This is a genomic window from Rhodococcus sp. RD6.2 (genome assembly GCF_001040705.1).
Lineage (GTDB): Bacteria > Actinomycetota > Actinomycetes > Mycobacteriales > Mycobacteriaceae > Rhodococcus_G.
Genome location: NZ_CVQP01000006.1, coordinates 487,941 through 514,185 on the forward strand (window position 1 = coordinate 487,941; position 26,245 = coordinate 514,185).

At 70.0% G+C, this 26,245-nt stretch carries 25 protein-coding genes; 13 read left to right on the forward strand and 12 right to left on the reverse strand.

From position 1 onward, the window contains the following. Window positions 1–37: 37 nt before the first annotated feature. Window positions 38–760 carry a lysophospholipid acyltransferase family protein gene (locus RHCRD62_RS12515; protein ID WP_050065261.1) on the forward strand — a complete coding sequence of 241 codons (723 nt, stop codon included), beginning with the start codon at window positions 38–40 and terminating at the stop codon, window positions 758–760. Between the two features lie 15 nt (window positions 761–775). Here RHCRD62_RS12515 and RHCRD62_RS12520 read toward each other — a convergent pair whose 3' ends face one another. Further along, window positions 776–2,119, reverse strand: coding sequence for a glycosyltransferase 87 family protein (locus RHCRD62_RS12520; protein ID WP_050065007.1), 1,344 nt, complete (start codon window positions 2,117–2,119; stop codon window positions 776–778). A 64-nt stretch (window positions 2,120–2,183) separates the two neighbouring features. Here RHCRD62_RS12520 and RHCRD62_RS12525 point away from each other — a divergent pair, with 64 nt between their 5' ends. From RHCRD62_RS12525 to RHCRD62_RS12535, 3 genes are all read left to right on the forward strand, one after another. Beyond that, a complete protein-coding gene (locus tag RHCRD62_RS12525) occupies window positions 2,184–2,675 on the forward strand; it encodes a polyadenylate-specific 3'-exoribonuclease AS (protein WP_050065008.1) in 492 nt (163 codons plus the stop codon). An 82-nt stretch (window positions 2,676–2,757) separates the two neighbouring features. Further along, the gene (locus RHCRD62_RS12530; RefSeq protein WP_050065262.1) at window positions 2,758–4,143 is read left to right on the forward strand and encodes a class II 3-deoxy-7-phosphoheptulonate synthase; all 1,386 of its coding nucleotides are present in this window, start codon (window positions 2,758–2,760) and stop codon (window positions 4,141–4,143) included. A 136-nt stretch (window positions 4,144–4,279) separates the two neighbouring features. After that, the gene (locus RHCRD62_RS12535; protein ID WP_050065263.1) at window positions 4,280–5,035 is read left to right on the forward strand and encodes a VOC family protein; all 756 of its coding nucleotides are present in this window, start codon (window positions 4,280–4,282) and stop codon (window positions 5,033–5,035) included. A gap of 10 nt (window positions 5,036–5,045) precedes the next feature. Here RHCRD62_RS12535 and RHCRD62_RS12540 read toward each other — a convergent pair whose 3' ends face one another. Together RHCRD62_RS12540 and pknB are read right to left on the reverse strand one after the other, a co-directional pair. Next, the gene (locus RHCRD62_RS12540) at window positions 5,046–5,444 is read right to left on the reverse strand and encodes a hypothetical protein (protein ID WP_050065009.1); all 399 of its coding nucleotides are present in this window, start codon (window positions 5,442–5,444) and stop codon (window positions 5,046–5,048) included. A 65-nt stretch (window positions 5,445–5,509) separates the two neighbouring features. Continuing rightward, entirely contained in the window at window positions 5,510–7,537 is a 2,028-nt protein-coding gene (gene pknB, locus RHCRD62_RS12545) for a Stk1 family PASTA domain-containing Ser/Thr kinase (RefSeq protein ID WP_050065010.1), read from the reverse strand. A 124-nt stretch (window positions 7,538–7,661) separates the two neighbouring features. Here pknB and RHCRD62_RS12550 point away from each other — a divergent pair, with 124 nt between their 5' ends. Continuing rightward, complete coding sequence (locus tag RHCRD62_RS12550) at window positions 7,662–8,027, forward strand: Rv2175c family DNA-binding protein (protein WP_050065011.1); 366 nt, start codon at window positions 7,662–7,664, stop codon at window positions 8,025–8,027. 39 nt (window positions 8,028–8,066) lie between these two features. After that, the gene (locus tag RHCRD62_RS12555; protein ID WP_050065012.1) at window positions 8,067–8,954 is read left to right on the forward strand and encodes an SDR family oxidoreductase; all 888 of its coding nucleotides are present in this window, start codon (window positions 8,067–8,069) and stop codon (window positions 8,952–8,954) included. Here RHCRD62_RS12555 and RHCRD62_RS12560 read toward each other — a convergent pair. From RHCRD62_RS12560 to RHCRD62_RS12575, 4 genes are all read right to left on the reverse strand, one after another. Beyond that, window positions 8,939–9,859 (reverse strand): phytoene/squalene synthase family protein, encoded by a 921-nt coding sequence (locus RHCRD62_RS12560; RefSeq protein ID WP_050065264.1) that lies wholly within the window; start codon window positions 9,857–9,859, stop codon window positions 8,939–8,941. The genes RHCRD62_RS12555 and RHCRD62_RS12560 overlap by 16 nt on opposite strands. 10 nt (window positions 9,860–9,869) lie before the next feature. Further along, complete coding sequence (locus tag RHCRD62_RS12565; RefSeq protein ID WP_050065013.1) at window positions 9,870–11,423, reverse strand: alpha-(1->6)-mannopyranosyltransferase A; 1,554 nt, start codon at window positions 11,421–11,423, stop codon at window positions 9,870–9,872. Window positions 11,424–11,570: 147 nt separating this feature from the next. Continuing rightward, entirely contained in the window at window positions 11,571–13,106 is a 1,536-nt protein-coding gene (gene crtI / locus RHCRD62_RS12570) for a phytoene desaturase family protein (protein WP_050065014.1), read from the reverse strand. Continuing rightward, a complete protein-coding gene (locus tag RHCRD62_RS12575) occupies window positions 13,106–14,194 on the reverse strand; it encodes a polyprenyl synthetase family protein (RefSeq protein ID WP_050065015.1) in 1,089 nt (362 codons plus the stop codon). Before RHCRD62_RS12575 ends, crtI begins: the two co-directional genes overlap by 1 nt. Window positions 14,195–14,295: 101 nt before the next feature. Between RHCRD62_RS12575 and RHCRD62_RS12580 the strand changes: the two genes are divergently transcribed. Next, window positions 14,296–15,219, forward strand: coding sequence for a methylenetetrahydrofolate reductase (locus tag RHCRD62_RS12580; RefSeq protein WP_050065016.1), 924 nt, complete (start codon window positions 14,296–14,298; stop codon window positions 15,217–15,219). Window positions 15,220–15,254: 35 nt separating this feature from the next. On the opposite strand, the gene RHCRD62_RS12585 is transcribed toward RHCRD62_RS12580, so the two are convergent. The 5 genes from RHCRD62_RS12585 to RHCRD62_RS12605 are packed head-to-tail and all read right to left on the reverse strand — an operon-like array spanning window position 15,255 to window position 20,101. Next, window positions 15,255–16,379, reverse strand: coding sequence for a glycosyltransferase family 2 protein (locus RHCRD62_RS12585; protein WP_050065017.1), 1,125 nt, complete (start codon window positions 16,377–16,379; stop codon window positions 15,255–15,257). Then, window positions 16,376–17,044, reverse strand: a complete 669-nt coding sequence (locus RHCRD62_RS12590; RefSeq protein ID WP_050065018.1) for an LppM family (lipo)protein — start codon at window positions 17,042–17,044, stop codon at window positions 16,376–16,378. Before RHCRD62_RS12590 ends, RHCRD62_RS12585 begins: the two co-directional genes overlap by 4 nt. Beyond that, on the reverse strand, window positions 17,032–17,865 hold the full coding sequence (locus RHCRD62_RS12595; RefSeq protein ID WP_050065019.1) for a carotenoid biosynthesis protein: 834 nt from the start codon (window positions 17,863–17,865) through the stop codon (window positions 17,032–17,034). Before RHCRD62_RS12595 ends, RHCRD62_RS12590 begins: the two co-directional genes overlap by 13 nt. After that, window positions 17,862–19,439 carry a phytoene desaturase family protein gene (locus tag RHCRD62_RS12600; RefSeq protein WP_050065020.1) on the reverse strand — a complete coding sequence of 526 codons (1,578 nt, stop codon included), beginning with the start codon at window positions 19,437–19,439 and terminating at the stop codon, window positions 17,862–17,864. Before RHCRD62_RS12600 ends, RHCRD62_RS12595 begins: the two co-directional genes overlap by 4 nt. Further along, window positions 19,436–20,101 carry a GNAT family N-acetyltransferase gene (locus tag RHCRD62_RS12605; protein ID WP_050065021.1) on the reverse strand — a complete coding sequence of 222 codons (666 nt, stop codon included), beginning with the start codon at window positions 20,099–20,101 and terminating at the stop codon, window positions 19,436–19,438. The genes RHCRD62_RS12600 and RHCRD62_RS12605 overlap by 4 nt, the downstream gene beginning before the upstream one ends. Before the next feature lie 230 nt (window positions 20,102–20,331). On the opposite strand from RHCRD62_RS12605, the gene RHCRD62_RS12610 reads away from it, so the two are divergent. From RHCRD62_RS12610 to RHCRD62_RS12635, 6 genes are all read left to right on the forward strand, one after another. Continuing rightward, window positions 20,332–20,733 carry an SAV_6107 family HEPN domain-containing protein gene (locus RHCRD62_RS12610; RefSeq protein ID WP_050065022.1) on the forward strand — a complete coding sequence of 134 codons (402 nt, stop codon included), beginning with the start codon at window positions 20,332–20,334 and terminating at the stop codon, window positions 20,731–20,733. 187 nt (window positions 20,734–20,920) lie between these two features. Continuing rightward, entirely contained in the window at window positions 20,921–21,331 is a 411-nt protein-coding gene (locus RHCRD62_RS12615; protein ID WP_050065265.1) for a DUF3040 domain-containing protein, read from the forward strand. A 429-nt stretch (window positions 21,332–21,760) separates the two neighbouring features. Further along, on the forward strand, window positions 21,761–22,192 hold the full coding sequence (gene mraZ, locus RHCRD62_RS12620; RefSeq protein ID WP_050065023.1) for a division/cell wall cluster transcriptional repressor MraZ: 432 nt from the start codon (window positions 21,761–21,763) through the stop codon (window positions 22,190–22,192). A gap of 228 nt (window positions 22,193–22,420) precedes the next feature. Beyond that, entirely contained in the window at window positions 22,421–23,377 is a 957-nt protein-coding gene (rsmH, locus tag RHCRD62_RS12625) for a 16S rRNA (cytosine(1402)-N(4))-methyltransferase RsmH (protein WP_253277313.1), read from the forward strand. Then, window positions 23,374–24,237 carry a cell division protein FtsL gene (locus tag RHCRD62_RS12630; RefSeq protein WP_253277294.1) on the forward strand — a complete coding sequence of 288 codons (864 nt, stop codon included), beginning with the start codon at window positions 23,374–23,376 and terminating at the stop codon, window positions 24,235–24,237. The genes rsmH and RHCRD62_RS12630 overlap by 4 nt, the downstream gene beginning before the upstream one ends. After that, window positions 24,234–26,126: a peptidoglycan D,D-transpeptidase FtsI family protein gene (locus RHCRD62_RS12635; protein ID WP_084734230.1), complete on the forward strand. Its 1,893-nt coding sequence runs from the start codon at window positions 24,234–24,236 to the stop codon at window positions 26,124–26,126. The genes RHCRD62_RS12630 and RHCRD62_RS12635 overlap by 4 nt, the downstream gene beginning before the upstream one ends. The last annotated feature ends 119 nt before the right edge of the window (window positions 26,127–26,245 follow it).

Here is a 26,245-nt window from a genome sequence, read left to right on the forward strand (position 1 = left end):
CGCGACACCGGATGTGTCGTCCGGTCGGGAGGTGAGCATGTGGTACTGGCTCTTCAAATATGTCCTTCTCGGCCCCATTCTGTTCGCCCTCGGCAGGCCCCGAATCGAAGGCGCGGAACATCTTCCGGCGCACGGACCGGCGATCCTCGCGAGCAACCACCAGGCGGTGATGGACTCGTTCTATCTGCCGCTGCGGGCGCCGCGGCGCATCACCTTCCTCGCGAAGAGCGAGTACTTCACCGGCCCCGGGCTCAAGGGGCGATTCCAGAAGTGGTTCTTCACCGCGGTCGGGCAGGTACCCATCGACCGCACCGGCGCGGACGCCGCGGCCGACGCGCTCGCCGCGGGACTGCGGGTCCTCGGTGACGGCAATCTGCTCGGCATCTACCCGGAGGGCACACGCTCCCCGGACGGACGTCTCTACAAGGGCAAGACCGGCATGGCCCGGATGGCACTCTCGTCGGGCGTGCCCGTGATCCCGGTCGCGATGATCGGCACCGCGAAACTCAATCCCATCGGATCCCGTTTTCCGCGACCGGCGAAGGTCGTGGTCCGGGTCGGTGAGCCGATCGACTTCTCGCGCTTCGCCGGGATGGCGGGCAACCGCTTCGTCGAGCGAGCCGTCACCGACGAGGTGATGTACAAGCTGATGCAGCTATCCGGACAGGAGTACGTCGACGTCTACGCGGCGTCGCTGAAGACGTCCGCCCCGAACGCGCATACGCCGACCGCACCGGAGCGCGCCGTCGCGGAGAAGTGATCAGGGAGTTGCTGATCAGAATGTGACGACGGGATCGGCGACGGGCCGCTCCGCGCCTGCCGTCGATGTCCGAGCGGGCAGCCGGACCACCGCGAGCAACACGAGCGTCGCGACGCCCCACCAGACGTACGACGACGCCAGCACCTGGTCGACGATCGGCCAGTCGAGGCCGCTGGACCGGCCCGGTGTGAGCCGCCAGTGCGGGGCGACGACCATCAGCGCGATGCCGGCGAGCGTCCACCCCGCCCACAGTGCCCGCCGCTTCGGTTCCTGCTCCGCCCGGCCGATCGCGAGGTGACCGAACGCCATCAGCAGCGGGACCACCCACACCCAGTGGTGCGACCACGACACCGGCGACGCCAGCAGTCCGAGGACCGCGACCGACGACACCGCGAGCACGAGGTGACCGGACGCGAGTACGCGGCGGACCGCGATCACCGTGACAACGAGGGCGAGCGCGCAGAGCGCCAGCCACACGACGGATCGAGCCGAATCCTCGAGCCCGAGGCGGGCCAGCATACCGTTGATCGACTGGTTCGCCGGATATGCGGGCCGGCCGATGCGGCCGGAGTCCAGGAGCGTGTCCGTCCAGTACTGCTTCGCGTCGTCGAACGTCACGAGGAATCCGAGTGCGGTTCCGCCGAGGAAGCCGATGCCCGTGGTGATCGTGGCGCGGAAGTCCTTACGCAGCAAGAAGTACAGCACGAACACCGCGGGGGTCAGCTTGATCGCGGCCACCAGTCCGACGAGCAGTCCCCGCGGCCACGGCGTCCGAGGAAGCAGGCAGTCCGCGGCCACCAGTGCCATCAGCACGATGTTGACCTGCCCGTAGTCGAGCGTCGAGTACACGGGCTCGAGGAGCAGCGCGCCCGCGAACACGGACACCGCCGTCCACGTCGCCGTCGCGCGGTCGACGATCCCGAGTGAGCGGAGCGTCAGGGCGACGGTGCCGAACAGTGCCGCCAGCGAGATCGCGGTCAGTACGACGCTCGCCTGTTCCAGGCTGATCAGCGACAGCGGACTGAACACGATCGCGGCCAGCGGTGGATAGGTGAAGGGCAGTGCGCTGCCGATCTCGGTCGGCGGCATCGCGCCGTACAGTGCGAGGCCGTCCACGAGGGCGGTTCCGCCGAGCCGGTAGACGTCGAGGTCGATGCGGTAGTGGGCGGCGAACTCACGTAGCGGTGGGAACCCGACGAGGTTGTACGCGATTCCGATCAGCGCGGCGACCGTTGCCGCGATCCGCAGCATCGCCCCTGCCGGGGTCGCCGCGGGCGGCAGCCAACTGCGTCGAGACGACGCGGACTGGTCGGCGTCGACCTGCGCAGCTGCTGTCGCGGGGTCGCGGGGAGTCGGCACCAAGTCATCCTTCGGTTCGGGGGCGGTCGCGTCACCAGTGTGCCGGGCGCATAAGGTGCCCGTCGTGCGCTACTTCTACGACTGCGAGTTCATCGAGGATGGTCGCACAATCGACCTGGTCTCCATCGGCGTGGCCGCCGAGGACGGCCGAGAGTTCTATGCGGTGTCCACCGAGTTCGACGCGTCCCGCGCCGGGAAGTGGGTTCGCAGCAATGTGCTCCCGAAGCTGCCGCCGCAGTCGTCTCCGGCGTGGCGCAGCCGCGAGAAGATCCGCGACGACCTGCTGAAGTTCCTGATCCCGCGGCCCGGCATCGTGCCCGAACTGTGGGCGTGGGTGGCCGCGTACGACCACGTGGCCCTGTGCCAGTTGTGGGGTGACATGACGGCGTTGCCGCAGTCGATGCCGCGGTTCACGAGGGAACTCAAGCAGTACTGGGAGGACGGCGGCAGGCCCGCGCTGCCGCCCGCGCCGACCGACGCGCACGACGCGCTCGCCGACGCCCGCCACAACCTGGTGAAGTTCGAAGCCATCCGTCGGGCCCAGATGCTGCGCTGACTGACAGGCCCGCCCGGTCACGGGAGGGCGACAATCGCACCCACCCGTGTCGGTCGTCACCGCGACCGAATATCCTGGATCGGTGAACTGGACTGTCGACGTGCCGATCGACCGCTTGCCCGAACTGCCGCCGCTGCCTGCGGCGCTGCGAACGAAGCTGGACGAGGCGCTGAGCAAGCCCGCCGCGCAGCAGCCGTCGTGGCCCGCCGACCAGGCTGCCGCGATGCGCACCGTTCTCGAAAGCGTCCCGCCGATCACGGTGGCCAGCGAGGTCGAAGACCTGCAGAACCAGCTGGCGAGCGTGGCTCGCGGCGAGGCGTTCCTGCTGCAGGGCGGTGACTGCGCGGAGACGTTCGCAGACAACACCGAACCGCACATCAAGGGCAACATCCGCACCCTGCTGCAGATGGCCGTCGTGCTCACGTACGGCGCCTCGCTCCCGGTCGTGAAGGTCGCTCGGATCGCCGGTCAGTACGCGAAGCCGCGCTCGTCCGACACCGATGCGCTCGGCCTGCAGTCGTACCGCGGCGACATGGTCAACTCGATCGTCGCCGACGCCGCGGTCCGCGCGCACGACCCGTCGCGCCTGGTCCGCGCGTACGCGAACGCGAGTGCGGCGATGAACCTGGTCCGCGCGATCACCGCGGCAGGCGAGGCCGACCTGCACCGCGTGCACGACTGGAACCGTGAGTTCGTGTCGTCGTCGCCTGCGGGCGCACGGTACGAGGCGCTCGCCGCCGAGATCGACCGCGGCCTGCGCTTCATGGACGCGTGTGGCGTCGTCGACCCGAACCTGAAGGCCGCGAAGATCTTCGCCAGCCACGAGGCCCTCGTCCTCGACTACGAGCGCGCGATGCTGCGTCTCGACGACACCGGGGACCATCCCAAGCTGTACGACCTGTCAGCGCACTTCCTGTGGATCGGCGACCGTACCCGCCAGCTCGACGGCGCGCACATCGCGTTCGCGGAGCTGATGGCCAACCCGATCGGTCTGAAGATCGGCCCGTCCACCACGCCGGAGATGGCCGTCGAGTACGTCGAGCGCCTCGATCCGACGGGCAAGCCGGGCCGCCTGACGCTGATCTCCCGGATGGGCAACGGCAAGGTGCGCGACCTACTGCCCGGGATCATCGAGAAGGTCCAGGCCACCGGACACCAGGTGATCTGGCAGTGCGACCCCATGCACGGCAACACGCACGAGTCGTCGACCGGGTACAAGACCCGCCACTTCGACCGCGTCGTCGACGAGGTGCAGGGCTTCTTCGAGGTGCACAACGCGCTGGGCACGCACCCCGGCGGCATCCACGTGGAGCTCACGGGCGAGGACGTCACCGAGTGCCTCGGCGGCGCGCAGGACATCTCCGACGTCGACCTGTCGGGACGCTACGAGACGGCGTGTGACCCTCGCCTGAACACCCAGCAGTCCCTGGAGCTCGCGTTCCTGGTCGCCGAAATGTTGCGTGGCTGAACGATTTTCAGTTGACCCTCGGCCCGTCCCGGTTTCTCCGGGGCGGGCCGAGGTGCGTTCCGGGCCGACGGTGTCGGCGCCCGGCGTTATGGTCGCGGTGATCGATGAATCCCACACCGAGAGTGAGGCACGCATCATGAAGATCACCGAACCGCAGCTCGGCGCACCCTGCTGGTCCGAACTGGGCACCACCGACCTGGCCGCCGCGGGCGCGTTCTACTCGGAACTGCTGGGCTGGACCCCGGGCGAGCCCAGCGCGGACGCGGGCGGCTACACGAGAATGCTCCTCGACGGCGACCCGGTGGCCGCAACCAGCCCGCTGTACCAGGAGGGACAGCCGGTCGCCTGGACCGTGTCCATCGCGGTCGCGGACGCCGACGCGACCGCGGCGAAGGCGACCGCGGCCGGAGGAACTGTGATCGCCCCGCCGATGGACGTGTTCGACCTCGGTCGGTTCGCGGTCCTCGCCGACCCGACGGGCGCGGTGTTCTCCGTGTGGCAAGCCCGGGCGTTTGCAGGTGCCGCGCGGCGGGACGAGACCGGCGCACTGTGCTGGATCGAGCTGCGTACCCGCGACACCGCCGCCGCGCAGGCGTTCTACACCGAGGTGTTCGGTTGGTCCGTCAACGCCGGTGAGGGTTACACCCAGTTCGGGCTGGAGGGTGCCGATTTCGGCGGCATGATGGCGATGGGACCGGATTTTCCGGAGGGCATCCCGCCGCATTGGGCGCTCTACTTCGGCGTGGACGACGTGGACGCGTCGGCCGCGAAGGCCACCGAGCTCGGTGGCATGGTGCACGTCCCCGGCACCGACATCCCCGGCGCCGGCAGGTTCGCGGTGCTCACCGACCCGCAGGGCGGGGCGTTCGCGATCTACACGCCGCAGTCTTGACCGGAACCCGCTAGATCGGCGCAGACCACGCCGGGTAGACGAAGTGGCCCGGTCCGCCGCCGGGCAGTGACGACCCGGTGACGTTCGGCAGGTTCGAGGGCAGCTGCACCAGCTTGTGCGGGTTGCCGTCGCGGTCGGCCTGCCAGCACTCCAGCAGCACGCCGTGGAAGGCGGTGCACACGATGCGGGTGCTGTTGCCGTACGGAGACGTCAGCCGATCCTGGTTGACGAACGGATTCCAGTACGCGGGGTTGTCCGGCGTCAGGAAGTTCGACTTCTCGAACGGGACGAGCGGGGTCGGATAGTCCGGCACCGTCGGCCAGGCGTCGGCGGCGTGGGCAGCGGCGGGTGCGGCGAGAACGGCGACCGCGGCCAGTGGGCCGGCCAGCCACAGCGAGCGACGGGGCATCGGTCCTCCTCTGGACGTGTGTCCTGTGTGTCGAGGGAGTTGAGGCGCGCGTTACCGGGTGTTCGTCAGGGCAGGGCCGTCAGCGTCACGGTGCCGCCGGGCTCGATTCGCTCGCCGACACCGGGATTCTGTGCGACCACCAGTGACTTGTCGGACTTCGATACCCTCCGGACCTCGACGTCGAGGCCGAGGCGCTTGAGCTCGTCCCGGGCCGACCCGACGGTGCGCCCCAGGAAAGACGGCATCTTCACCGCGGTCGACACCGTCAGGGTCACACTCGACCCGGCGCCGACCGTGGTGCCCGATGCCGGGTCGGAGCCGATCACGTCGCCCGCGTCGACGTCCTCGTCGAAGACCTCGCGGGTGTCGGACACGGCGATTCCGAGCGCGTCGAGTTCGGCGCGGGCCTGATCAACGGTCTTGCCCTGCAGATCCGGCACCTCGACCGGCGGTGACCCCTTGCTGCGCAGGACCTTCACCTCGGATCCGACGGGGAGCACGGTGCCGGGGCCGGGGTCGAGGGCGGCGACGGACCCGACGGGGGCGTTGGTGCTGAATGCCTCACCGCCGTCGACGGGGACGAACGTCCGGGACCGGAGGGCGTCCTCGACGGCGGCGACGTCGGCACCGACGGACAGGGAGGGGACGGTGGGCTTGCCGAGTGAAACGAGCAGCGCCACCGATCCGTCGCGAGGCACCCTGGCGCCCGTGTCGGGGTCGGTGCCGAGGAGCGTGTCGACGGCCACGGTGTCCGAGTACTCGCCGCGGATCTCCGTCGTCAGTCCCGCGGCCTCGATCGTCGCCGTTGCCGCATCCCGGTTCATCCCTTCCACGGACGGCACCGACGTGTAGCGACCGGAGCCGAGCCACCAGCCCCCGAGCCCGACGAGAGCGGCCAGGAGGACGATCACGGTCAACCAGATCACCATCGACCGCCGCGACCGCAGCCGATCGGCAGCGAAGTCGGGGAACTCGTACCGGCGCGAGTCCGGATGGTCGTCGCGTTCGGCCGGATCCATCGGATCGTGGGGCCAGTCCTCGCGATGTGTCAGCTGGGTGACGGCCTTCGTCGGCTGCGGCGTGACGTGCTCGACCGCGGGATGCGCGACGACAGTGGTCGGCGCGGCGGTGGAGACCGTCGGTGCGGCGGACCCCGACACCTCGGTGGCCGTGGTGGCCGCCGCGACCTGCATCGCCGCACTCAGGTGCTGTGCGGAGCGTCGGGGGGCGGGGACGCGGTAGTCCGGCAGGTTGAGCTGTCGGGCCGCGCCCTGCAGCGCGGCACTCATCTCGCCCGCGTGCGCGAACCGATCCTCGGGGTTGCGCGCGGTGGCCTGGAGAACGATCTGGTCGAACTCGGCGGGCACGCCGGGGATCATCGAACTCGGTGCGGGGACGTCGGTGTTGATCCGCTGGTAGGCGATCGACAGGGACGTGTCGCCGGTGAACGGAGTTCGCCCGGTGAGCGTTTCGAACAACATCAGGCCCGTGGCGTAGACGTCGCTGCGGGGGTCGGCGTAGCCGGAGGTGACCTGCTCGGGCGACAGGTACGCGGCGGTGCCGAGGATGACGCTCGACGAGGTGACGTTGGACGCCGCGACCGCGCGTACGAGGCCGAAATCGGCGATCTTCACCTCACCCGCGTCCGAGATCAGGATGTTCTCCGGCTTGACGTCGCGGTGCACCAGTCCGGCGCGGTGCGCGACGGCGAGGGCATCGAGCACCGGGCGGACCACCGCCGTCGACGCATGCGGTGGCATCGGTCCGCGTTCGCGGAGCAGTTCCCGCAGCGTTCCGCCCGCGACCAGCTCCATCACGAGGAAGACGTGTTCGCCGTCGACGCCCTGATCGTGGACGGCGACGAGGCCGGGATGGCTCAGCCGGGCCACGGCTCTGGCCTCGAACTCGAATCGGGACAGGAACTGCGGGTCCTGCGCGAACTGCGGGTCCATGACCTTGATCGCGACCGGCCTGTCCAACCGCAGGTCCATGCCGCGGTAGACCGTGGACATGCCTCCGCGCGCGATCGGGGCGTCCACCCGATAACGTCGCTCGAGCAGCTCGCCGATGAGCCGCTGATCGCCTGCCCCCACCCGGAGTTACCTCGCTTCTCGTGATGCTGCCCGCAGGCAGGTCGACGCCGCCCCTAGGCGGTCCTGTGCGATCGATCGTAGCCAGCGCGGTCACCCGTCGGCCGAACCCGATACCGTAGCGGGTGTGAGTGCCATTCCGTACACCGACGACGTCCTCGATCCCAGCGTCTCGCTGCTGCAGTTGCCCGACGTGGCCAAGGTCCTCGGTCTCGTGGTCACACGAGTCCATCAGATGCTGCGCGACGGCGAGCTGATCGCGATCCGGCGTGACGGCATCATCTCCGTGCCCGAGGACTTCTTCTCCGACGACGGCGTCGTCCGGATGCTTCCCGGCCTGCTGAGCGTCCTGCGCGACGGCGGGTACACGGACGTGGAAATCCTTCGCTGGCTGTTCACCGAGGACGACACGTTGCCGGGAACTCCGGTCGCTGCCCTGCACACGGACTCGGCGCGCGAGGTGGTCCGTCGCGCGCAGGCGATGGCGTTCTGACCCTGGTCGACGCCCGTCCACCGGCGTAACGTCACGCCGGTGGGCAGCCTTGCAGGCAAGGTCGTACTGATCACCGGCGCAGCGCGCGGCATCGGGGAAGAGGTGGCCCAGCGGCTGCACCGCCGCGGCGCCCGACTCGTTCTCGTCGACCTCGACGAGGTTCCCCTGAACGCTCTGGCCGCGGAACTCGGGGACCGGGTGGCGACTGCCGTCGCCGATGTCACGGATCTGGGGTCGATGAACGCCGCGGTGGCGACGGGAGTCGACGCGTTCGGGGGACTCGACGTCGTGGTCGCCAATGCGGGAATCGGCAGCTACGGCTCCGTCCTCGCCGTCGACCCGGCGGCGTTCAGGCGGGTGATCGACGTCAACCTGATCGGCGCATTCCACACCGTTCGCGCAGCCCTGCCCTCGATCATCGACCGCCGGGGCTACGTGCTCGTCGTGTCGTCCGCGGCGGCCTACGTCCCGTCCCCGGGCATGGCCGCATACGACGCCTCGAAGGCCGGCCTCGAACATTTCGCGAACGCCCTGCGCCTCGAGGTCGCGCACCGCGGCGTCGACGTCGGGTCCGCCCACATGGCGTGGATCGACACCCCGCTCGTGCGGGAAGCGAAGGCCGACCTCGCATCGTTCCGGTCGATGCTGAATTCGCTCCCCGGTCCGTTGGGGCGGACGGTGTCGGTGCAGGAGTGCGGTGAACGGCTCGAGAAGGGCATCGCCGACCGCTCACGACACATCGACGTCCCCGGCTGGGTCGCATGGCTGCGGCGGCTGCGTCCGGTGCTACAGACGCGGCTCGGGGAGCGTGATGTCCGCCGGACGGCCGCCGAGGGTGTGCCGCAGATGGACTCCGAGGTCGAGGCGCTCGGCCGATCCGTCAGCGCTCGGACCCGGTCCCTCGGTGACGGTCACACCGCAGGCTGACGTGTTCTCGTCAGCGCGGCGGCGACGATGGCGGCCCGGCGACGCCGTGGCACCACCACCCGCCGCTGCAGGACCGGGAATCCGCCTCGCTCGATCTCGTCGAGGATCGCCGCGTACAGCTCGAACGCGGCGACCATCCCGGGCCGCACGCGCGGGGACAGCATCGCCAGGCCGGGTTCGGCGAGGCGGTACCAGTGTCGGTTGACCGCGATCAGGTGCGCGAGGGCGCGGTCGACTCGCGGATCCCGGCGGCCGCGGTCGCGGCACGCGCGGAGCAGGTCCGCGTCGACGCCGAACGCGGAGAGCTCGTCGGCCGGGAGGTAGACGCGACCCCGGTCGAGGTCCTCGCCGACGTCGCGCAGGAAGTTCGTCAGCTGGAACGCCTCACCGAGGGTCGCGGCCGCAGGTTCCGCCTCGGCGGTCGCGACCACGGTGCCGAGGACGGGCAGCATCTGCAGTCCGATCGCGGCCGCCGACCCGTGCATGTACTTGCGCAGGGCCGTCATCGTCGGATAGGTGGCCCGAAAGTGGGGAGCGCCGGGCAGGTCCATGCGCATCGCGGTGAGGAACGCGGCGAAGTGGTCGGGGGCGATGTGGTACCGGGTGATGGTGTCGGCCACGGCACGCACCACGGACCGGGTGTTCGTCGCATTGCCGGCCAGCGCCGCCGCCAGTTCCGCCTCGATGCGGTCGAGCTCCGCGAGACGCGCGGCGGGGGAGTCGGCGGAGGTGTCCACGACGTCGTCGACGGTCCGGGCGAATCCGTACAGGGCGTGCACGGCGGGACGGTCGCGGCCGGGGAGCAGTCGTGTCGCGAGGTGGTAGCTCTTGCCGTGGTGGGCGGCGAGCTGCCTGCAGTACCGGTACGCGGCGTCCAGGTCGGGGTCGGCCTGCGGTAGGCCCACGGCGGTCACGTCAGTCACTGGTCGCGGTGACGACGGCGGCCACCGGAGCGTTCGCCTTCGCGGTCCGCACCGATCGCAGTCGCAGGGGATCGACCGCGACGAGTGAGCGTCCCGCCACCACGGCCGCGAACGTCGCGAGCAGGACGTGCGGCAGCGAGTACAGACCGATGGACCCGTCGGGCTGGAACACCAGCATGAGCCATGTGGACATGCCCACGAGCCAGGCCAGGGTGGTCGTGGACATCGCGAAGCCCGCAGCGACGGCGAGCGGCCAGGAGTAGTACCAGGGCAGTGCGGCGGGGGACAGCAGCACGATCACGACCAGCGCGACGAGGATGCCCAGCACGGCCTGCTTCTCGGTCCTGCGGAAGTGCCACCAGATCGCGACGAGCGCCACCACCATGACCAGCGCGGAGATCGCGCGTGTCACCTCGAGCACCGGTCCGAGACGCAGTCCGGTCGCCCACGACGTCGAGACGGTCACGATGTGCGCGAGGATCGTCGGAACCGACAGCCAGTTGATGATCTTCGCCGAACCCTGCAATGCGGTCAGCCACCCGAGCCCGACCCCCGCGATCAGCGAGCAGACCGCGAACACGGCCGCGAAGACACCGAAACCGGCGCCCGCGGTCCGGGCGAAAAGCATGACGGGCGACGCCGGTTCGCGTCCCTTTGCGCGCGCCTTCTCTCGTTCGTGGATCATCCAGATCCACACGACGAAGGGCAGCGCGATCCCTGCCATCGCCTTCACCGCGACGCCGAGGGCGATGACCGCGATGCCCGCGACATGCCTGCGTTCGAGCGCGAGGACGATGCCCGCGACCATGAGGCCGACCATGAGCAGTTCGTTGTGCACGCCGCCGACCAGGTGGATCAGGACGAGCGGATTGAGGACGGCGAGCCACAGGGCGGTCGCCGGGTCGCCCCCGAGGTGGCGTGCGAGTTTCGGCAGCGCCCACATCATCAGGGCCAGGCCGGGAAGCATGGTCAGCCGCAGCAGCATGGTGCCCGCGATGACGTTGTCGCCGGTCACGGTGGTGATGCCCTGCCCGAGGAGCAGCGAGACCGGACCGTACGGCGCCGTTGTGGTCGTCCACACGTTGCTGACGTTGTCGAGCAGGACACCCGGATTGGCGACGGGTCCGACGGCGTAGGGGTCGTACCCGTCCCGGAGCAGTGCGCCCTGGGCGAGGTACGAGTAGGCGTCCCGACTGAAGAGCGGGACCGCCAGCAGTAGGGGCGCGGTCTGTGCGGCGATCACCCAGCGCAGTTCCCGCACGTCAACGAGCCCGGCTCGAACGTTGCGACCGATTCGCACCCAGGCCGCGATCATCAGCAGGACGCCGATCCAGACGATCAGGCCGGACAGGATCAGGCCGTGCCCGAAGCGCAGCCACGACAGGTACATCGATTCGAGCAGCGGATCGCGGCGGCGTACGGCACCGGAGCCGAAGCTGCCGAAGGTGATCATCACCGCACCGACGACTCCGAGGATCGCGGCGTGGCCTGCGTCACTGCGGAGGAAACGGCCGCGCGGGGCCGACACAGGCAGGGGGGCTGACATCGGTTGCGGATCTCCCCCCGAATCGGCGTGCGGCAGCCACCGGCGTCGGAGCGGTGGAACAGTGTCGGCCACAGAGTTTAGTGGGTGTTCGGCCCGACCCGGGAATTGTGCCGACGCGTAGCTGTTCACCTGGCGTTTCGTCACCGGTCACGCGCACGCGATGCGGGCAGCTGCGAGTTTGCCCGACAACAGGACCGTCGGTACCCCGACTCCCGGGGTTGTTCCGCAGCCGGCGAGCACGACGTTCGCGGCGCCGGTGTCGAGGTTGCCGCGTCGGAACGGGCCGGTCTGGACGAACAGGTGCGCGGCGGCGAACGGTGAGCCGTCCGCCATGCCCTTGGCCGCCCACGTGTGCGGGGTGTCGAGGTGATCGACGCGGAAGTGTTCGGCGATCCCGGTGTAGCCGCGCGACTCCAGCAGCGCCAGCAACTCCCGGACATAGGGTTGGCCGAGGGTGGCCCAGTCGAGACGGGCGCTGCGCAGGTTGGGGCACGGGGCGAGCACGGAGAGCGGTTCGTGCAGTTCGCCGTCGCGGGTGAGCCGCAGGGCCGGGTCGGTGCAGGCGGGCCGGGTGAGCAGCAGTGACGGGTCGCTCATCAGTCGGCCACGACCGGCGCGCGCGGTGATCTCCCTGAAGGTGCGCGACCACGCGGCGCCGAAGTCGATGGTGTGGTGTCCGCTGTCACGCCACTGCTGAGCGACCGCGACCGGGACGGTGCCGTGCGCGACGACCGCGGACGGGGAGTGCCGGACCGGCCGGCGCGGCAGCCGCCTGCAGGGGAGCAGGGACTCGGCGGAACCGAGGTCGGCGGTGACGACGACGGCGTCGGCGTCGAAGACCCGTCCGTCCGCGGATCGCACCGCCACGGCGCGATCCCCGTCGTAGTCGATCGAGGCGACCTCCGTGTCCAGTTCGATCCGACCGCCCGCATCGGTCAGCGCCGACGCCATCGCCTCGGCGACCCGACGCATGCCGCCGTCGGGGAAGTACACGCCGGTCGAGGTGTCCATGTGGGCGATCGCGCCGTACACGCCGAGCGCCCGGGACGGCGCGACCCCGGCGTAGAGGGCCTGGAAGGTGAAGATCCGCTGCAGTCGCGGATCGTGCACCAGGCGGGCGACCTGAGGGCCGAGTCGGCCGAACCCGCGGTGGCGCACCAGCGTCACCAGGTCGCGGCGCGCGGACGGCGAGCGAACCAGGTCGAGCGGCGAATCGAAGTTCGCGTCCATGAAGCTGTCGAAGTCGGCGTCGAAGATCGTGGCCAGCCAGGCCCGCAGCCGGCGGTATCGGGTGCTCTCCTCGGGTCCGCAGACCCGCGCGATCTCGTCGGCCATCGCGTCCTCGTCGGCGTGCACGCGCAGCGCGGACCCGTCCGCGAATCGGGCGTGGTACGACGGGTCGAGGCGGTGGATGCGTAGCGGCGGGGTCACGGATCCGGCAGTGGCGCCGACCGCGGCGAGAGCCTCGTCGACGAGTTCGGGCATCGTGAGAACCGTTGCACCGCTGTCGATGTCGTATCCGGGGCCGTGGAACACCCCGACCCGGCCACCGACGCTGTCGTCGCGTTCGAGGACCGTCACCTCGCGTCCCGATCCGCGCAGGTGCAGGGCAGCGGCCAGCCCGGCGAGGCCGGCGCCGACGACGACAACGCGGTCGGTGGGCCCGGGAACCGTGCGAACCATCAGGCGCTGCGTCTGCCGACCGCGACGGCCATCGCCCGCAGTTCGTCCTTCGCGGCCGCGGTCGCCGTCGACGCGTCCAGTGCACGCAACCCGGCCGTGGTGAGGTCGTCGATACGCGCCTGCACGGCGTCCACCGCACCGAGGTCGGTGATGACCTGCCTCATCCGTTGCACCTGATCGTCCGTCAGATCGGCGCCGATACCGCGGCGCAGGAAGTCCGCGGTTCCCGGATCGGACGCGTCCGCGCGCACCAGGGCTTCGGCGAACAGCACCGTGCGCTTGCCCTCCCGCAAGTCGTCACCGGACGGCTTCCCGGTCACCGCCGGGTCCCCGAAGACCCCGAGCAGGTCGTCCTGGAGCTGGAACGCGATACCGATGTCGGTGCCGAACTCCCGGTACGCCGCGATCAGCGCGTCGTCGGCGCCCGCCAGCGCGGCACCGAGATGCAGGGGCCGCTCGATCGTGTACGCCGCGGTCTTGTAGCGGTTGATCCGCAGGGCCGCCGCCACCGACTCGTCGCCCGTGACCTCCGTGCTGATGTCGAGGTACTGCCCGCCGAGGACCTCGGTGCGCATCGCCGACCACACCGGCGCGATCCGGGCCTGCGCCGCGGCGTCGACGCCGGATTCGCGCACCATGTCGTCCGCCCAGGAGAGGGCGAGGTCGCCGAGCAGGATGGCGACGGACTCGCCGAACTTCCCGGGGTCTCCGGCCCAGCCGCCGACGGAGTGCCGGTGCGCGAACTCGACGTGCAGCGTCGGGAAACCGCGGCGGGTTGCCGAGGAGTCGATGATGTCGTCGTGCACGAGTGCGCACGCCTGGACCAGTTCGAGGGCCGCGCACGCGCGGAGCACCGCGTCGGCGTCCCCACCGTTCGGGTCGCCACCCGCGCCGAGCCAGCCCGTCCACGCGAACGCCGGACGCACCCGCTTACCGCCCCGCAGGACGAACGCCTCCAGCGTCGCCGTCGCGTCCGTGAACGTGCCACCGACCGCCTCGGTCAGGGGACGACGGGACTCGAAGAAGCCGCGCAATGCCGCCTCGACAGCCGGCAGTGGAGAGATGGTCGGGCCGGGAGGGGTGGTCATGGACGTCAGCCTAGTGGTGGCCGGTGATCGCCCCACGGGCTCGCCCCTATGATTGGGCCGTGACTTTTGATGCCGTCAGGGGGCGGTCCAGCGAGGGATGGGTGACCCGGACCCCGTCCATCGTCGACCGCATCGGTGCCGCCGAGGGCAGGATCCCGTTCTCCGTCGAGTTCTCTCCGCCGCGCGACGCCGACGCCGAAGCGCGGCTGTGGCGTGCCGTCCGCGAGTTCGAGCGCATGGGCCCGGCCTTCGTGTCCATGACCTACGGCGCGGGCGGGTCCACCCGAGACCGCACCGTGCGCGTGACCGGCGACCTCGCCGAGGAGACCACGCTGCTTCCGGTCGCGCACCTGACCGCGGTCGGGCACAGCGTCGACGAGCTGCGCACGATGTGCGGCGCATACGCGGACCGCGGAATCAGCAACGTCCTCGTGCTGCGCGGCGACCCCCCGGGCGATCCGCTGGGTGACTGGGTCAAGCATCCAGAGGGCGTCGAGTACGCGGAGGAACTGGTTCGCCTGGTCCGCGACATGGGCGACTTCCACGTCGGCGTCGCGTCGTTCCCCGAGGGGCACTACCGGGCGCCGGACCTCGACCACGACACGAAGTACCTGGTGGCGAAGCTCCGTGCAGGCGCCGAATACTCGATCACCCAGATGTTCTTCGACGTCGACGACTACCTGCGACTGCGGGACCGGGTCGCCGCGCTCGACCCCGAGCAGGGCGCGAAGCCGATCATCCCGGAGATCATGCCGATCACATCGTTGCGGTCGGCGCGGCGCAGTCTCGAACTGTCGGGGTCGAAGCTGCCCGCGGTGTTGGAGGAGCGGCTCACGAGGGCCGCCGGGGACGGCCCGGAGGAGAACCGGGCTGCCGTCCGCGAGGTGGGCATCGAGGTGGCCACCGAACTCGCCGAGCGGCTGATCTCCGAGGGGGCACCGTGCCTGCACTTCATCACGCTGAACTTCGCGCGGGCCACTCGTGAGGTGCTCACGAACCTGGGCCTGGCGTCCCACGTCGCGTAGGCGCCCGTCAGTCCCTGTGGTCGGGGCGAAGTCGCTCAGGAGTCGCGGAGCGGCCTGTTCTTCCAGGTGAGGGTGCCGCGGCGGCGTCGTAGGTGTGAGTCGACGGTCAGTGCCGCGAGCCCCGCCACGGACAGCGGGTGCGCGGCGGCGTCGGCCCCGTCCCGCACGGTGAGTGCGCGTCCCGACTCGACTCGGCGAGCCAGCAGCCGTGATGCCACGGCAGCGGCGAAGGCCGCCGCACCCCACCGGCGCGGACGGGTCACGAGCGGGCCGGCCGTGTACCCGAGGACCGTCACGCCGAGCACCGCCGCGGCGCCGACCGGGGACCCGAACTGCGTCCACAGCCAGCGGCCGTGACCGTCTCGAACCTGGGCGGCCGACGAGTACATCCGGCACGACGCGAACTCGCCGGCGACGGCGACCGCGGTGCGTCTGCCCGCGCGGCGCATCGTTCGCGCCAACTCCAGGTCCTCGGCCACGCACGAGGCGACGGCCCGGTGCCCTCCGACGGCGCGGTAGGCGTCGGCATCGAACACCATGAACTGGCCGCACGCCACCGCCATCGACGGGCGCGTGCTGCGGTTCGCGATCGGCAACGGCGCGGTGGCCAGCCATGACCAGCACAGCAGCGGCTGCAGCAGTCGCTCGCCCGCCGTCACCGCGACCTGGAAGGGCCACGGCGACAACAGATCCACCCGGAGTTCGCGCAGGGCGCGCGCGGCAGCGGCCAGCGCGTCGGGGGCGAGTCGGACGTCGGCGTCGAGAAAGACGAGGACACCGCCGCGATCGGCGGACAGGTCCGCGAGTCGCGAGCAGGCGTGCGGTTTGCCGAGCCATCCGGGCGGGGGATCGCCTTCGGCCTCCTCGATCGAGAACCTGCCGTCGGCCGCGGCGGCTGCCGTGGCCGACGCCGCCGTCCCGTCACCGGAATCGTCGTCCAGGATCAGGATCCGTAGGTCCGGGACCCCGCGCTGCGCACGCAGGTCGGCGACGAGCCGCGGCAGCGTCTCGACCTCGTCGCGAGCCGGAATGCACACCGTCACCGGCTCGGTGACGGGTGAACCCGCGCGCAGACGCGGCGCGGTCGCCGCATTCAGCGCCGCGATGGCCAGCCCTCCCGCGGACACCGCGACCGGGACACCGACGAATCGGCGCGTCACACCTTGTTCTGGTTGGCGCCGTCGCTGCGCACGTACCGGGGAGAGCGGTCCCGCTTCACGTAGGCCATCACGCCGACGACGATTGCCACACCGAGGGTGATGCCGCCCATGATGCCCGCCCAGCCCGCGAAGCCCCTGGTGCTCGGATCCTGATACCGGACCTCGGCGCGCATCGTGTTCACCTCGCCGGGGACGAGCTTCCAGGTGACGATGGAGTCGCCGTCCCTGGTCCCGTTGGTGGTCGCGACCCGCGCGGGGAACGCGACGGTGACCTGGATGTCGCTGCTGTCGGGCACGGCCTTGAGGTCGGCCTTTCCGTCGAGGGTGACGACGTCACCGGCCCGCTGGAAGTTCAACTGCACGGCGGGCCCGGTCTGGCTCGACATCGACCCGAGCTGCTGGACCTCGCCGAAGGTGAGGTCGGTGAAGAACACCTGGCTGCCGACGTACCCGTCCTGCTTGTACTCCTGGACGCGTACCTTGCCGGTCAGCGAGTCCGGCGCCGTCAGCTCGGGACCCTTGTCCTCGGCGCTGGTGGGGACGTTTGCGGCAACCAATTGGCCCGACACCCGGTCGTCGGAGGACACGCCCATCGACACCTGAACCCGCAGGCATCCGCTGAGCAGCGGCACGGCGAGCAGCAGCAGCGCGGTCAGTGCGGCCACTCGGGCGCGCGGTCGTCGAACACGGGGCGGGGTGTCGGTGAGCACTCGGATATGGTGCCAGCCCGCCGAGAACGCGTCACCAGCGGCACGCCGACGATCCCCATGCCGACGAGCCCGTAGACCGCGGACCACCCGAGTTCCGGGAGGAAGACGGCGTGGGCCAGCGCCGATCCGAGCCAGGTCCACAGGAAGAGCGAGAGCGGAACGACGTCCTCGCGTCGGGTCGAGGTGGGCCGGGACCGGTCCAGCCACGCGAGGGTGACGGCGATCGCGCCCGCGATCAGCAGCCAACCCAGGTAGTTGGTCCACGGAATCGGTTCGAGCCCGGGGGGCGAGGGATGCGGCGAGCACCACATCCACTGACCGTCCGCGACCATCTGCGGATCCAGGTAGAGGTCCCAGCCGACGATGCCGACGGTCGCCAGTGCGACCCGCACGGCCGGTCGGGAGCGGTCGACGACATGGGTGACGGCGATCCACACCGGATAGCTGCCCGCCGTCCATGCCAGCGGCACCAGCAGCGGCACCCCGGCCAGTTCCGGGCCGAGCCTGCCGTCGGCATACGTGTAGCAGCCGAACGGGAAGCCCGTTGCGGTGCCCAGGATCTCCGAGAACAGCCCGAGTCCGGCGGTGACGGCGAGCATGATCGCGGTCCACCGGCCTCCGCGCGTCGCCCACGCATGCGCGACCGCGGCGACGGTCAACGCGAGCACCACGACGACGGTGACGGTGTCGCGGGCGTCGCCGTCGACGAGCGGGTAGACGATCTGTGCGGAGACCGCGACCACCGCGGCGACGACGGTCGGGGCCTGCCGACTCATCTGTTCAGCAGGCGGCGGAACCTGCCGAATCTCGCATCCGACAGCGCGATTCGCGCGGCGCTGCGGCCACTCGACCCCGACACGCCGCCGCCGGGATGGGTGGACGCGCCGGTCAGGTACAGCCCGCTCGCGTCGGGCACCCGGTGTCCGGCCAGTTCGGGGAGAGGACGCCACATGAACATCTGATCGAGCGACATCTCCACGTGCATGACGTTGCCGCCGATCAGGCCCAGTTCCGACTCGAGGTCGGCGGGCGTCTGCACCAGGCGGTGCGTGACGGAACCCGCGAAACCGGGTGCGAGGCGCTCGATCTCACCGACGATGCGGTCGCCCTCGGACTCGGCCAGATCAGACCAGCGGCGACCGCCCGAGAGCCGGTACGGATGCCACTGCGACCACAGGGTCGCCTGGTGCTCGCCGGGTGGACACAAGCTGGGGTCGAGGCCGCTGAAACTCATCGCGAGGACGGCAGGTGTCGGCGGCAGTTCACCCGCGAGGGCTGCGCCGTGCGCGAGCCGCAGTTGAGCGCGATCGGAGACGAGCAACTGCAGCCCGGACGTGACCGTCGCATCGGGGGGAGCACTCGGATACCGCGGCAGCGCGGACGTGCCCAGGCGCACCACCATGCCGATACCGGGTCCGACGCGAATCCGGCGTCGCCAGTCGGTGATCCGCTGCGCGTCGTATCCGCCGCGTTCGAGGAGGTCGAGTGTCGTGAGGACGTGGCAGCCGGCGATCACGGTACGGGAGCGCACCTCGTGGCCCGCCTCGGTGCGCGTCACCCAGCCGTCGCCGTCCCGGCGCAATTCCACGACGGCGTCCCCGAACCGGATCGTGCCCCCGTCCGCCGCCAACCGAGATGCCAGGGCCGCGGTCAACGCGCCGCTGCCACCGACTGCGCGACCGGGCGGGATCGTGTGCATCAGCGCGGCGAAACCCACCATCGGCGCGGTGCCCGGCTCGGACATCGGTGGGCCCGACTGCGCACCGAACCAGGCCAGAGCCGCCTTGAGGCGTTCGTCGTCGAACCAGTCGTCGAGCAGGGCGTCGCCGGACGCCAGGAACTCCCGCGACATGGTGGCGGGGCCGGCGCCGGTGTCGAGACCCCAGAACGAGCGGACCAGGCGTCCACCGGTGGGCGGCGCACCGAATGCCTTCATCACCGACGCGGTCCGCGGTCCCCACACCTCGACGAATCGTCGGTAGGCGTCGGCGTCGCGATGCGAGCACGCCGCCGCGATCGACGCGCAGGTGGCGTCGATGTCGCGGTGGAAGACGATGCCCGGACGCGAATCGCCCGCCGGGGCAGGCGCGAACGCCCACGGATCGCAGTCCAGATAGCGCAGGCCGTGCGACGCGAGGTCGAGCTCCTCGACGATCCCGGTGTGCCGGACCATGATGTGCGCCGACGATCCGCGGTCCACGCGGTGTCCGGGGAACCGCTCCACGGTCGAGACGGCGCCGCCGAGTTCGGTGTCCCGTTCGAGGACCTGCACCGACCACCCGTCCTTGGCGAGATAGCACGCCGAGACGAGCGCGTTGTGTCCGGAACCCACGACGACGGCGTCGATCATGACGTGACTCCGGGGGCGGCGGTGGGGCCGTGGAGGGGTAGCTCCCGGCCCAGTACCGCGAAGGGACGGCTGTCGCCGCTGAACCGGAAGTGCCGCACCACGTCGGTGAATCCGAGCCTGCGGTAGAGCCGCCAGGCTCGGTTGTCCTCGAGGGGCACCTCGGGGGTCGACAGCAGCACCCGGGCTTCCGGACGTCCGGCGAGCAGTGCCGTCAGCAGCGCTGCGCCCGTGCCGTGTCCCTGGGCGCGCGGCGACACGTGGAGTTCGGTGAGCTCGAAGTAGTCGCCGAGAATCGACTCGGTGGTACGCCGGTCTGCACCCGAGCGACGCAGACCCTCTCGAACCTGCTGATGCCACCACTGGTGCGGGGCGCCGCGGTAGCCGTAGGCGATGCCGACCAGCGACGTGCCGGGGTGCGCCGAGGCTCCGGCGTCGCCGTTGGGGGCGCCGGTGTCGCGGTGAGGGGTGGTGAAGGCAGCGATCGCACGCCATCCCGGACGGGTGGCGTGCTCCGCCCACATCGGGGCGCGGTGCAGTTCGGTGCCCCTGGGGTAGTTCATCGCTTCGACGTAGACGGCGAGCGCTTCGTCGAGGTGGGCGCGCAGGTCGGCTGCGGACAGTTCGACCAGCCGGGGTGCGGGGGTGGTGTCGACCGGACTCACCCTCTCTCTTGACTGCGTGTCGGTGGGTGCAGTTATATTGAATAGGTCGAACGGATGTTCGATACCGGCAATCCGGTGAAGCGTGAGGGAAGCGCGCTTCGCCGGATTGCACGGCAAGGCTGCGGGTCCAGGAGCATCCCACCGACGGGTACGTCGCGCAGGGGTAGGCGCGTCGCCCCCCGTCGGTTCGGTCGCGAGGTCGGGCCCGGCGCAGGGGAGGTGTTCGGAAGATGGCAATTCGGGTGAATCTGCTCGACCGAGCGGATGCGCTGTTGGCGGAAGCTGCCGGAGCTCACGACCCGGCGGACCGGTTTCGGGCCGCCTATCTCGCTGCACTGCGAGGCGCGGGTGCAGCGCTGGCGGGGCGCACGGCCCGGTCCGGGTCGAGGAGTGCGTGGGCCCTGCTGAGTCGTGTCGAGCCCGACCTCGCCGGGTGGGCGGAGTTCTTCGCCGCGCATTCCGAGACGCGCGCCGCGATCGAGTCGGGCATATCCCGCACGATCACGATGGGTGAGGCCAATCGATTCCATGCCGAGGTCTCCCGGTTCCTGACGGTCGTCGAGGACAGGCTGTCCGCACGCAGGGGTCACGGAATGCCCGGTGAGATCGGTCTCGGACGTAGGTCGGCGTGACTCCGGTGGAACTGTCCACCAGGCGATCTCCGCGTCCGAACGAAATTCTCGGACAACTCGTATGCGGAGTAGGTGGTACGCGGTGACGTGTACTCGTATCATTGACGGCAGGTAGCCGCGAACGGCGGCAACCGGTCGAATCGACCCACGATTCCCCCGCCACCTTGATGTGCCGGGGGAGGTAACCGTGCCACTCTCCGAGCACGAGCAGCGGATGCTCGATCAGATCGAGAGCGCTCTCTACGCCGAAGACCCTAAGTTCGCATCCTCTGTGAGAGGTGGCCGCATGCGTGCGGCCTCGAGCAAGCGTCGGATGCAGGCGGGGGCTCTTTTCGTTCTGGGTCTCATCCTTCTCGTCGCGGGCATTCCGCTCGCGGCGAAGGCGGGTGCGTTTCTGATCATCAGCCTGCTCGGCTTCCTTGTGATGTTCGGAGCCGGCGTCCTGTTCCTGCGGGGATCGGGCGCGGCTGTGAAGGCAGGATCGGGCGAGAAGTCCGGATCAGCCACTGCGGCGAGCAAGCCCTCGGGCGGCCGTAAGGGCGGCGGGTTCTCGTCCCGCATGGAAGATCGCTTCAAGAAGCGGTTCGAACAGGAGTAGGCAAACTCCGAGAACCGCAGCGCCAAGGCGCGACACCACGAGGTGTCGCGCCTTTGTCGTGTGCGCACCCGTGGTGTGCGGGGGAGTTGCGTGGAGCGAGCCCCCCCACGACTCCCCACGTGGGTCACCCACATCTCCCCACTCCGCACGGCCCGGGTGGTTTCGCTCGACGAATGCGAACGTGGCGAGTCCACGACCTGGGATTTCGGCGTGAGCGCTGCGGGGTGGCCCTGCGGTGGTGCAGGACACACGAAAATCCCCCCACCTTCCACCACGGTATTGACCTGCGAAGACAGGCTGAAGAGGTGCTTGTTCGCCGAGTGTTCGCCTTGAATGTGGGGGAAAGTGGGGTAACGTGGTGGCCACTGGTTCGCCTCGGCGAATCACAGGGCAAGGTGTTCTTTTTTCCCGTAGCAGGGAGGTGCCGAGATGTTCCTCGGTACCTACACGCCGAAGCTCGATGACAAGGGGCGGCTGACGTTGCCCGCGAAGTATCGCGACGCACTGGCGGGAGGGTTGATGGTCACGAAAGGGCAGGACCACAGCCTCGCGGTGTACCCCCGTGAGGAGTTCGAGACGCTCGCTCGTCGAGCAGCCGCGGCCTCGCGGAGCAATCCGGAGGCGCGTGCGTTCGTGCGCGCTCTCGCTGCAGGCGCCGACGAACAACGCCCCGACGCTCAGGGCCGCATCACCCTCTCTCCCGGCCACCGGCGCTACGCCGGGCTGACCAAGGACTGCGTGGTTGTCGGATCGGTCGACTTCCTCGAGATCTGGGACGCCCAGGCGTGGAACGCCTACTCCGACGAGAACGAAGAAGCCTACTCCCAAGCCAGATCCGACTCACTCAGCGAGATCCTGTAGCCGCTTTCGTCGAGGCGAGTGCCGCGAGGCCTCTGCCCGATGCCGACCCTGACGCACTTCCCCAGCGCCAGGTCCGGTGAATCGGACAGAGACCTCGCGGCATCCGCCCCCACCTCGAGAAGCAGAGATGACCGACCAGGACGTAAGGGAGTGCTCGTGGACGACGACCTGAACCCGCCGGGTGACCCTGGTCGAGACCCCGAGCCGGAGTTCGCTCACGTCCCCGTGATGCTCACCCGCGCAGACGAGTTGCTCGGCCCCGCGATCACCGCCCAGTCCGAGGACGGCACGGGTGCGGTCATGATCGACGCGACACTCGGGTTGGGCGGGCATTCGGAGCACTTCCTTCGCACCTACCCAGGACTCCGCCTGATCGGGCTGGATCGAGACCCCGCCGCGCTGGAGATCGCAGGCAGTCGACTCGAGCCCTTCGGAGACCGGGTCACGTTGGTGCACACCCGATACGACGGTATTGCCGACGCGCTCGAGATCGCGGGCTACGACCAGATCGAGTCCGTGCACGCCATCCTGTTCGACCTCGGTGTGTCCTCGATGCAGTTGGACGAGGCCGATCGCGGATTTGCGTACTCGGTTGACGCTCCGCTGGACATGCGGATGGATCCGACGCGCGGGCAGACCGCCGCCGACATCCTCAACACCTACAGTCACGGTGAACTGGCGCGGGTGCTGAGCACCTACGGTGAGGAACGATTTGCCGGCCGGATCGCGTCGGAAGTGGTGCGGCGCAGGAAGACCGAGCCGTTCACGACGAGTGCTCAGTTGGTCGAGGTGCTCTACGCCTCGATTCCGGCGGCGACACGGCGAACGGGTGGGCATCCCGCGAAGCGGACCTTCCAGGCCCTGCGCGTCGAGGTGAACGGTGAACTCGACTCACTGCGAGACGCCGTGCCCGCGGCGTTGGACTCCCTGGCAGTGGGTGGACGTGTCGTGTTCATGTCCTACCAGTCGCTGGAAGACCGTCTGGTGAAGCAGGAATTGACCCCACGTACGCGCTCTCGCAGTCCGGAAGGACTTCCCGTCGAGTTGCCGGGCATGGGACCGGAGTTCGCGATGCGCACGCGCGGCGCCGAGCGAGCCAGTGATCAGGAAATTGCGGAGAACCCACGGTCGGCGCCGGTTCGATTGCGCTGTGCCGAACGGATTTCGAGGAGGGCGACGGAATGACAGTTCCCGTGCAGGACCGCGCTGCGACGAAGCCCGCCCGGGTCGGGCGACGAGTCCCGGCGAAGCCGACCGATCGTTCCGTCGCGCGGTCGAGTGCCGCGCAGCGCGCCTACGCCAAGCGCAGTCAGCGGGCCGCCGTCGACGCGTCGACCCCGAAGGCCGCACGTCCCGGCTTCACGGCTCGGATCCCGTTCGTCGCAGCGGTGATCGGTCTGCTGTCGGTCGGCCTGGCCGTCACGCTGCTGCTCACGACGCGGGCGGCGGAGGACTCGTACAAACTCAGTGCCGCCAAGGCGTACAACCAGGAACTGATCGAGAAGAAGGCCGCGCTCGAGCGCGACTTCCGGGCGGCGAACTCGGCGCCCGAATTGGCCCGCAAGGCTGCGGAACTGGGCATGATCCCGGTCACGGACGTGTCCAGGCTGGTCGTCGCGGACGACGGATCCGTCACGGTCGTCGGTGAACCGAAGCCGGCGACGGGTACGCCGGTTGTTCCGCCTGCGCGTCCTGCTGCCGCGCCCGCCGGTGCCTCTCGGGGTGCCGGAGTCACGGCCGCAGATCTTCCGCCGGTCGGTTCCCGTGCGACGGCGGACCTTCCGCCGATCGGTTCACGGGCCCCCTCCGTGGTCGCGGCGCCCGCGCCGGCCGCCACGGCGCCTGCGCCGGCCGCCACGGCGCCTGCGCCGGCCGCCACGGCGCCTGCGCCGGTCGCCCCGGCACCTGCGCCCGCCACGCCGCCGGCAGCCAATTCCCAGCAACCGGCCGCGCAGGATGAACAATTGGTGCCCATGGCACGCGGAGACCAGGCAGCGGCGGGAACCGGCACCGGGGGTGCCGCCGACACCGGCGGTGCACGGTGACCGGAGGCCGTCCCACTCAACCCCGCCGCACGGATCCGCGCGGCGGGGTTCGCCGTTCGGGCGCCGGCCGTCGGAGCGATCACGGTGGATCCGGAAGCTTCCGCTTCCGGCACAAGTGGGGCCGGGTGGTGATGTTCGGCGCACTGGGGCTCGCGGTGTTGCAGTTGCTGTGGCTCCAGGTCGTGCAGGCGCCCCAGCTGTCCGCGCAAGCGGCCGACCAGCGGTCGACGACCCTGATCGATCCCGCCACCCGTGGATCGATCACGGACCGGAACGGCAAGCCGATCGCGTTCACGATGGAGGCCAAGGCCCTCACCTTCCAGCCGCCGAAGGTCCGCAAAGAGATCGAGGAGAAGGCACGCGACAAGGGGGAGGAGCCGAAGGTCGCCGAGCGGCTCGAGGCCATCGCCAAGGGCATCCACGACGAACTGGGCGACGCGGCACTCGAGAAGGACGTGCTCGCCAAACTGAAGAGCGACCTGACCTTCGAGTACCTCGCGCGCAGTGTCGACCCGGACGTCGCGGCGCGGATCGCGGAGAAGTTCCCCGAGGTGGGTCTCGAACGCCAGGACATCCGCGAGTACCCGGGAGGCGACCTCGCCGCCAACCTCGTCGGCGCGACCGGCTGGAACGGGCACGGTTTGCTCGGGCTCGAGGACTCGATGGATTCGACCCTGGCGGGTACGGACGGGTCGCAGACCTACGACCGTGGCTCCGACGGTGCGGTGATCCCCGGCAGTTGGCGGGACAAGCAGCCCGCTGTCGACGGGTCCGGCGTCGAGCTGACCATCGACGCCGACCTGCAGTTCTACGTCCAGCAGCAGACGCAGCGCGCCAAGGACCTGTCGGGGGCGAAGAACGCGTCGGTGGTGGTGCTCGACTCGCACACCGGTGAGGTGCTCGCGATGGCGAACGACAACACCTTCGACCCGTCGATCGGCGTCGGCAAGAACGTCAACAAGGAACTCGGCAATCTGCCCGTCAGCACACCGTTCGAACCGGGATCGGTCAACAAGATCGTCACCGCCGCCGCCGCGATCGAGTACGGATTGACGAAGCCCGACGAGGTACTGCAGGTGCCGGGCTCGATCCAGATGGCAGGCGTGTCGGTGAAGGACGCGTGGGATCACGGCGTGGTCCCGTACACGGCCACCGGTGTGTTCGGGAAGTCGTCCAACGTCGGAACACTGATGCTCGCCCAGCGGGTCGGTGAGGACCGGTACGCGGAGATGCTCGAGAAGTTCGGGCTCGGCCAGCGCACCGAGGTCGGGTTGCCCGGCGAGAGCGCGGGCAGCGTGCCAACCCGCGACCAGTGGTCCGGCGGTACGTTCGCGAACCTGCCGATCGGCCAGGGCCTGTCGATGACGCTGCTGCAGATGGCGGGCATGTATCAGGCCATCGCCAACGACGGTGTGCGGATCGCGCCGCGCATCGTGCGGGCCACCGTCGACGCGGACGGCAATCGGACCCCGACCGAGCACCCCGAGGGTGTCCAGGTGGTCAGCGAGCAGACCGCGACCACGGTCCGCGACATGTTCCGGTCGGTCACCCAGCGCGACCCGATGGGCTACCAGCAGGGCACCGGCTCGCAGGCGTCCGTGGAGGGCTACCAGGTCAGCGGCAAGACGGGAACGGCGCAGCAGGTCGACCCGGCCTGCAAGTGCTACTCGAACTCGAACTACTGGATCACGTTCGCGGGGATCGCGCCCGCCGACAGCCCGAGGTTCGTCATCGGGATCATGCTGGACGCACCGGTCCGCAGTGCCAACGGGTCGGGCGGCCAGTCCGCCGCACCGCTGTTCCACGACATCGCGTCCTGGATTCTGCAGCGTGACCGGATCCCGCTCTCCGCGGACCCCGGCCGGCCGTTGGTGTTGCAGGCCGACTGACCGCGGCCACCCGCGGGACGCCGACTCCCCACCTTCGGGGACTCGCCGGTAACGTGACACGTCGGCCGAGCCAGCCGACCGGCATTCGAATCACCGTCAGCGCACAACCTCGCCCGAAG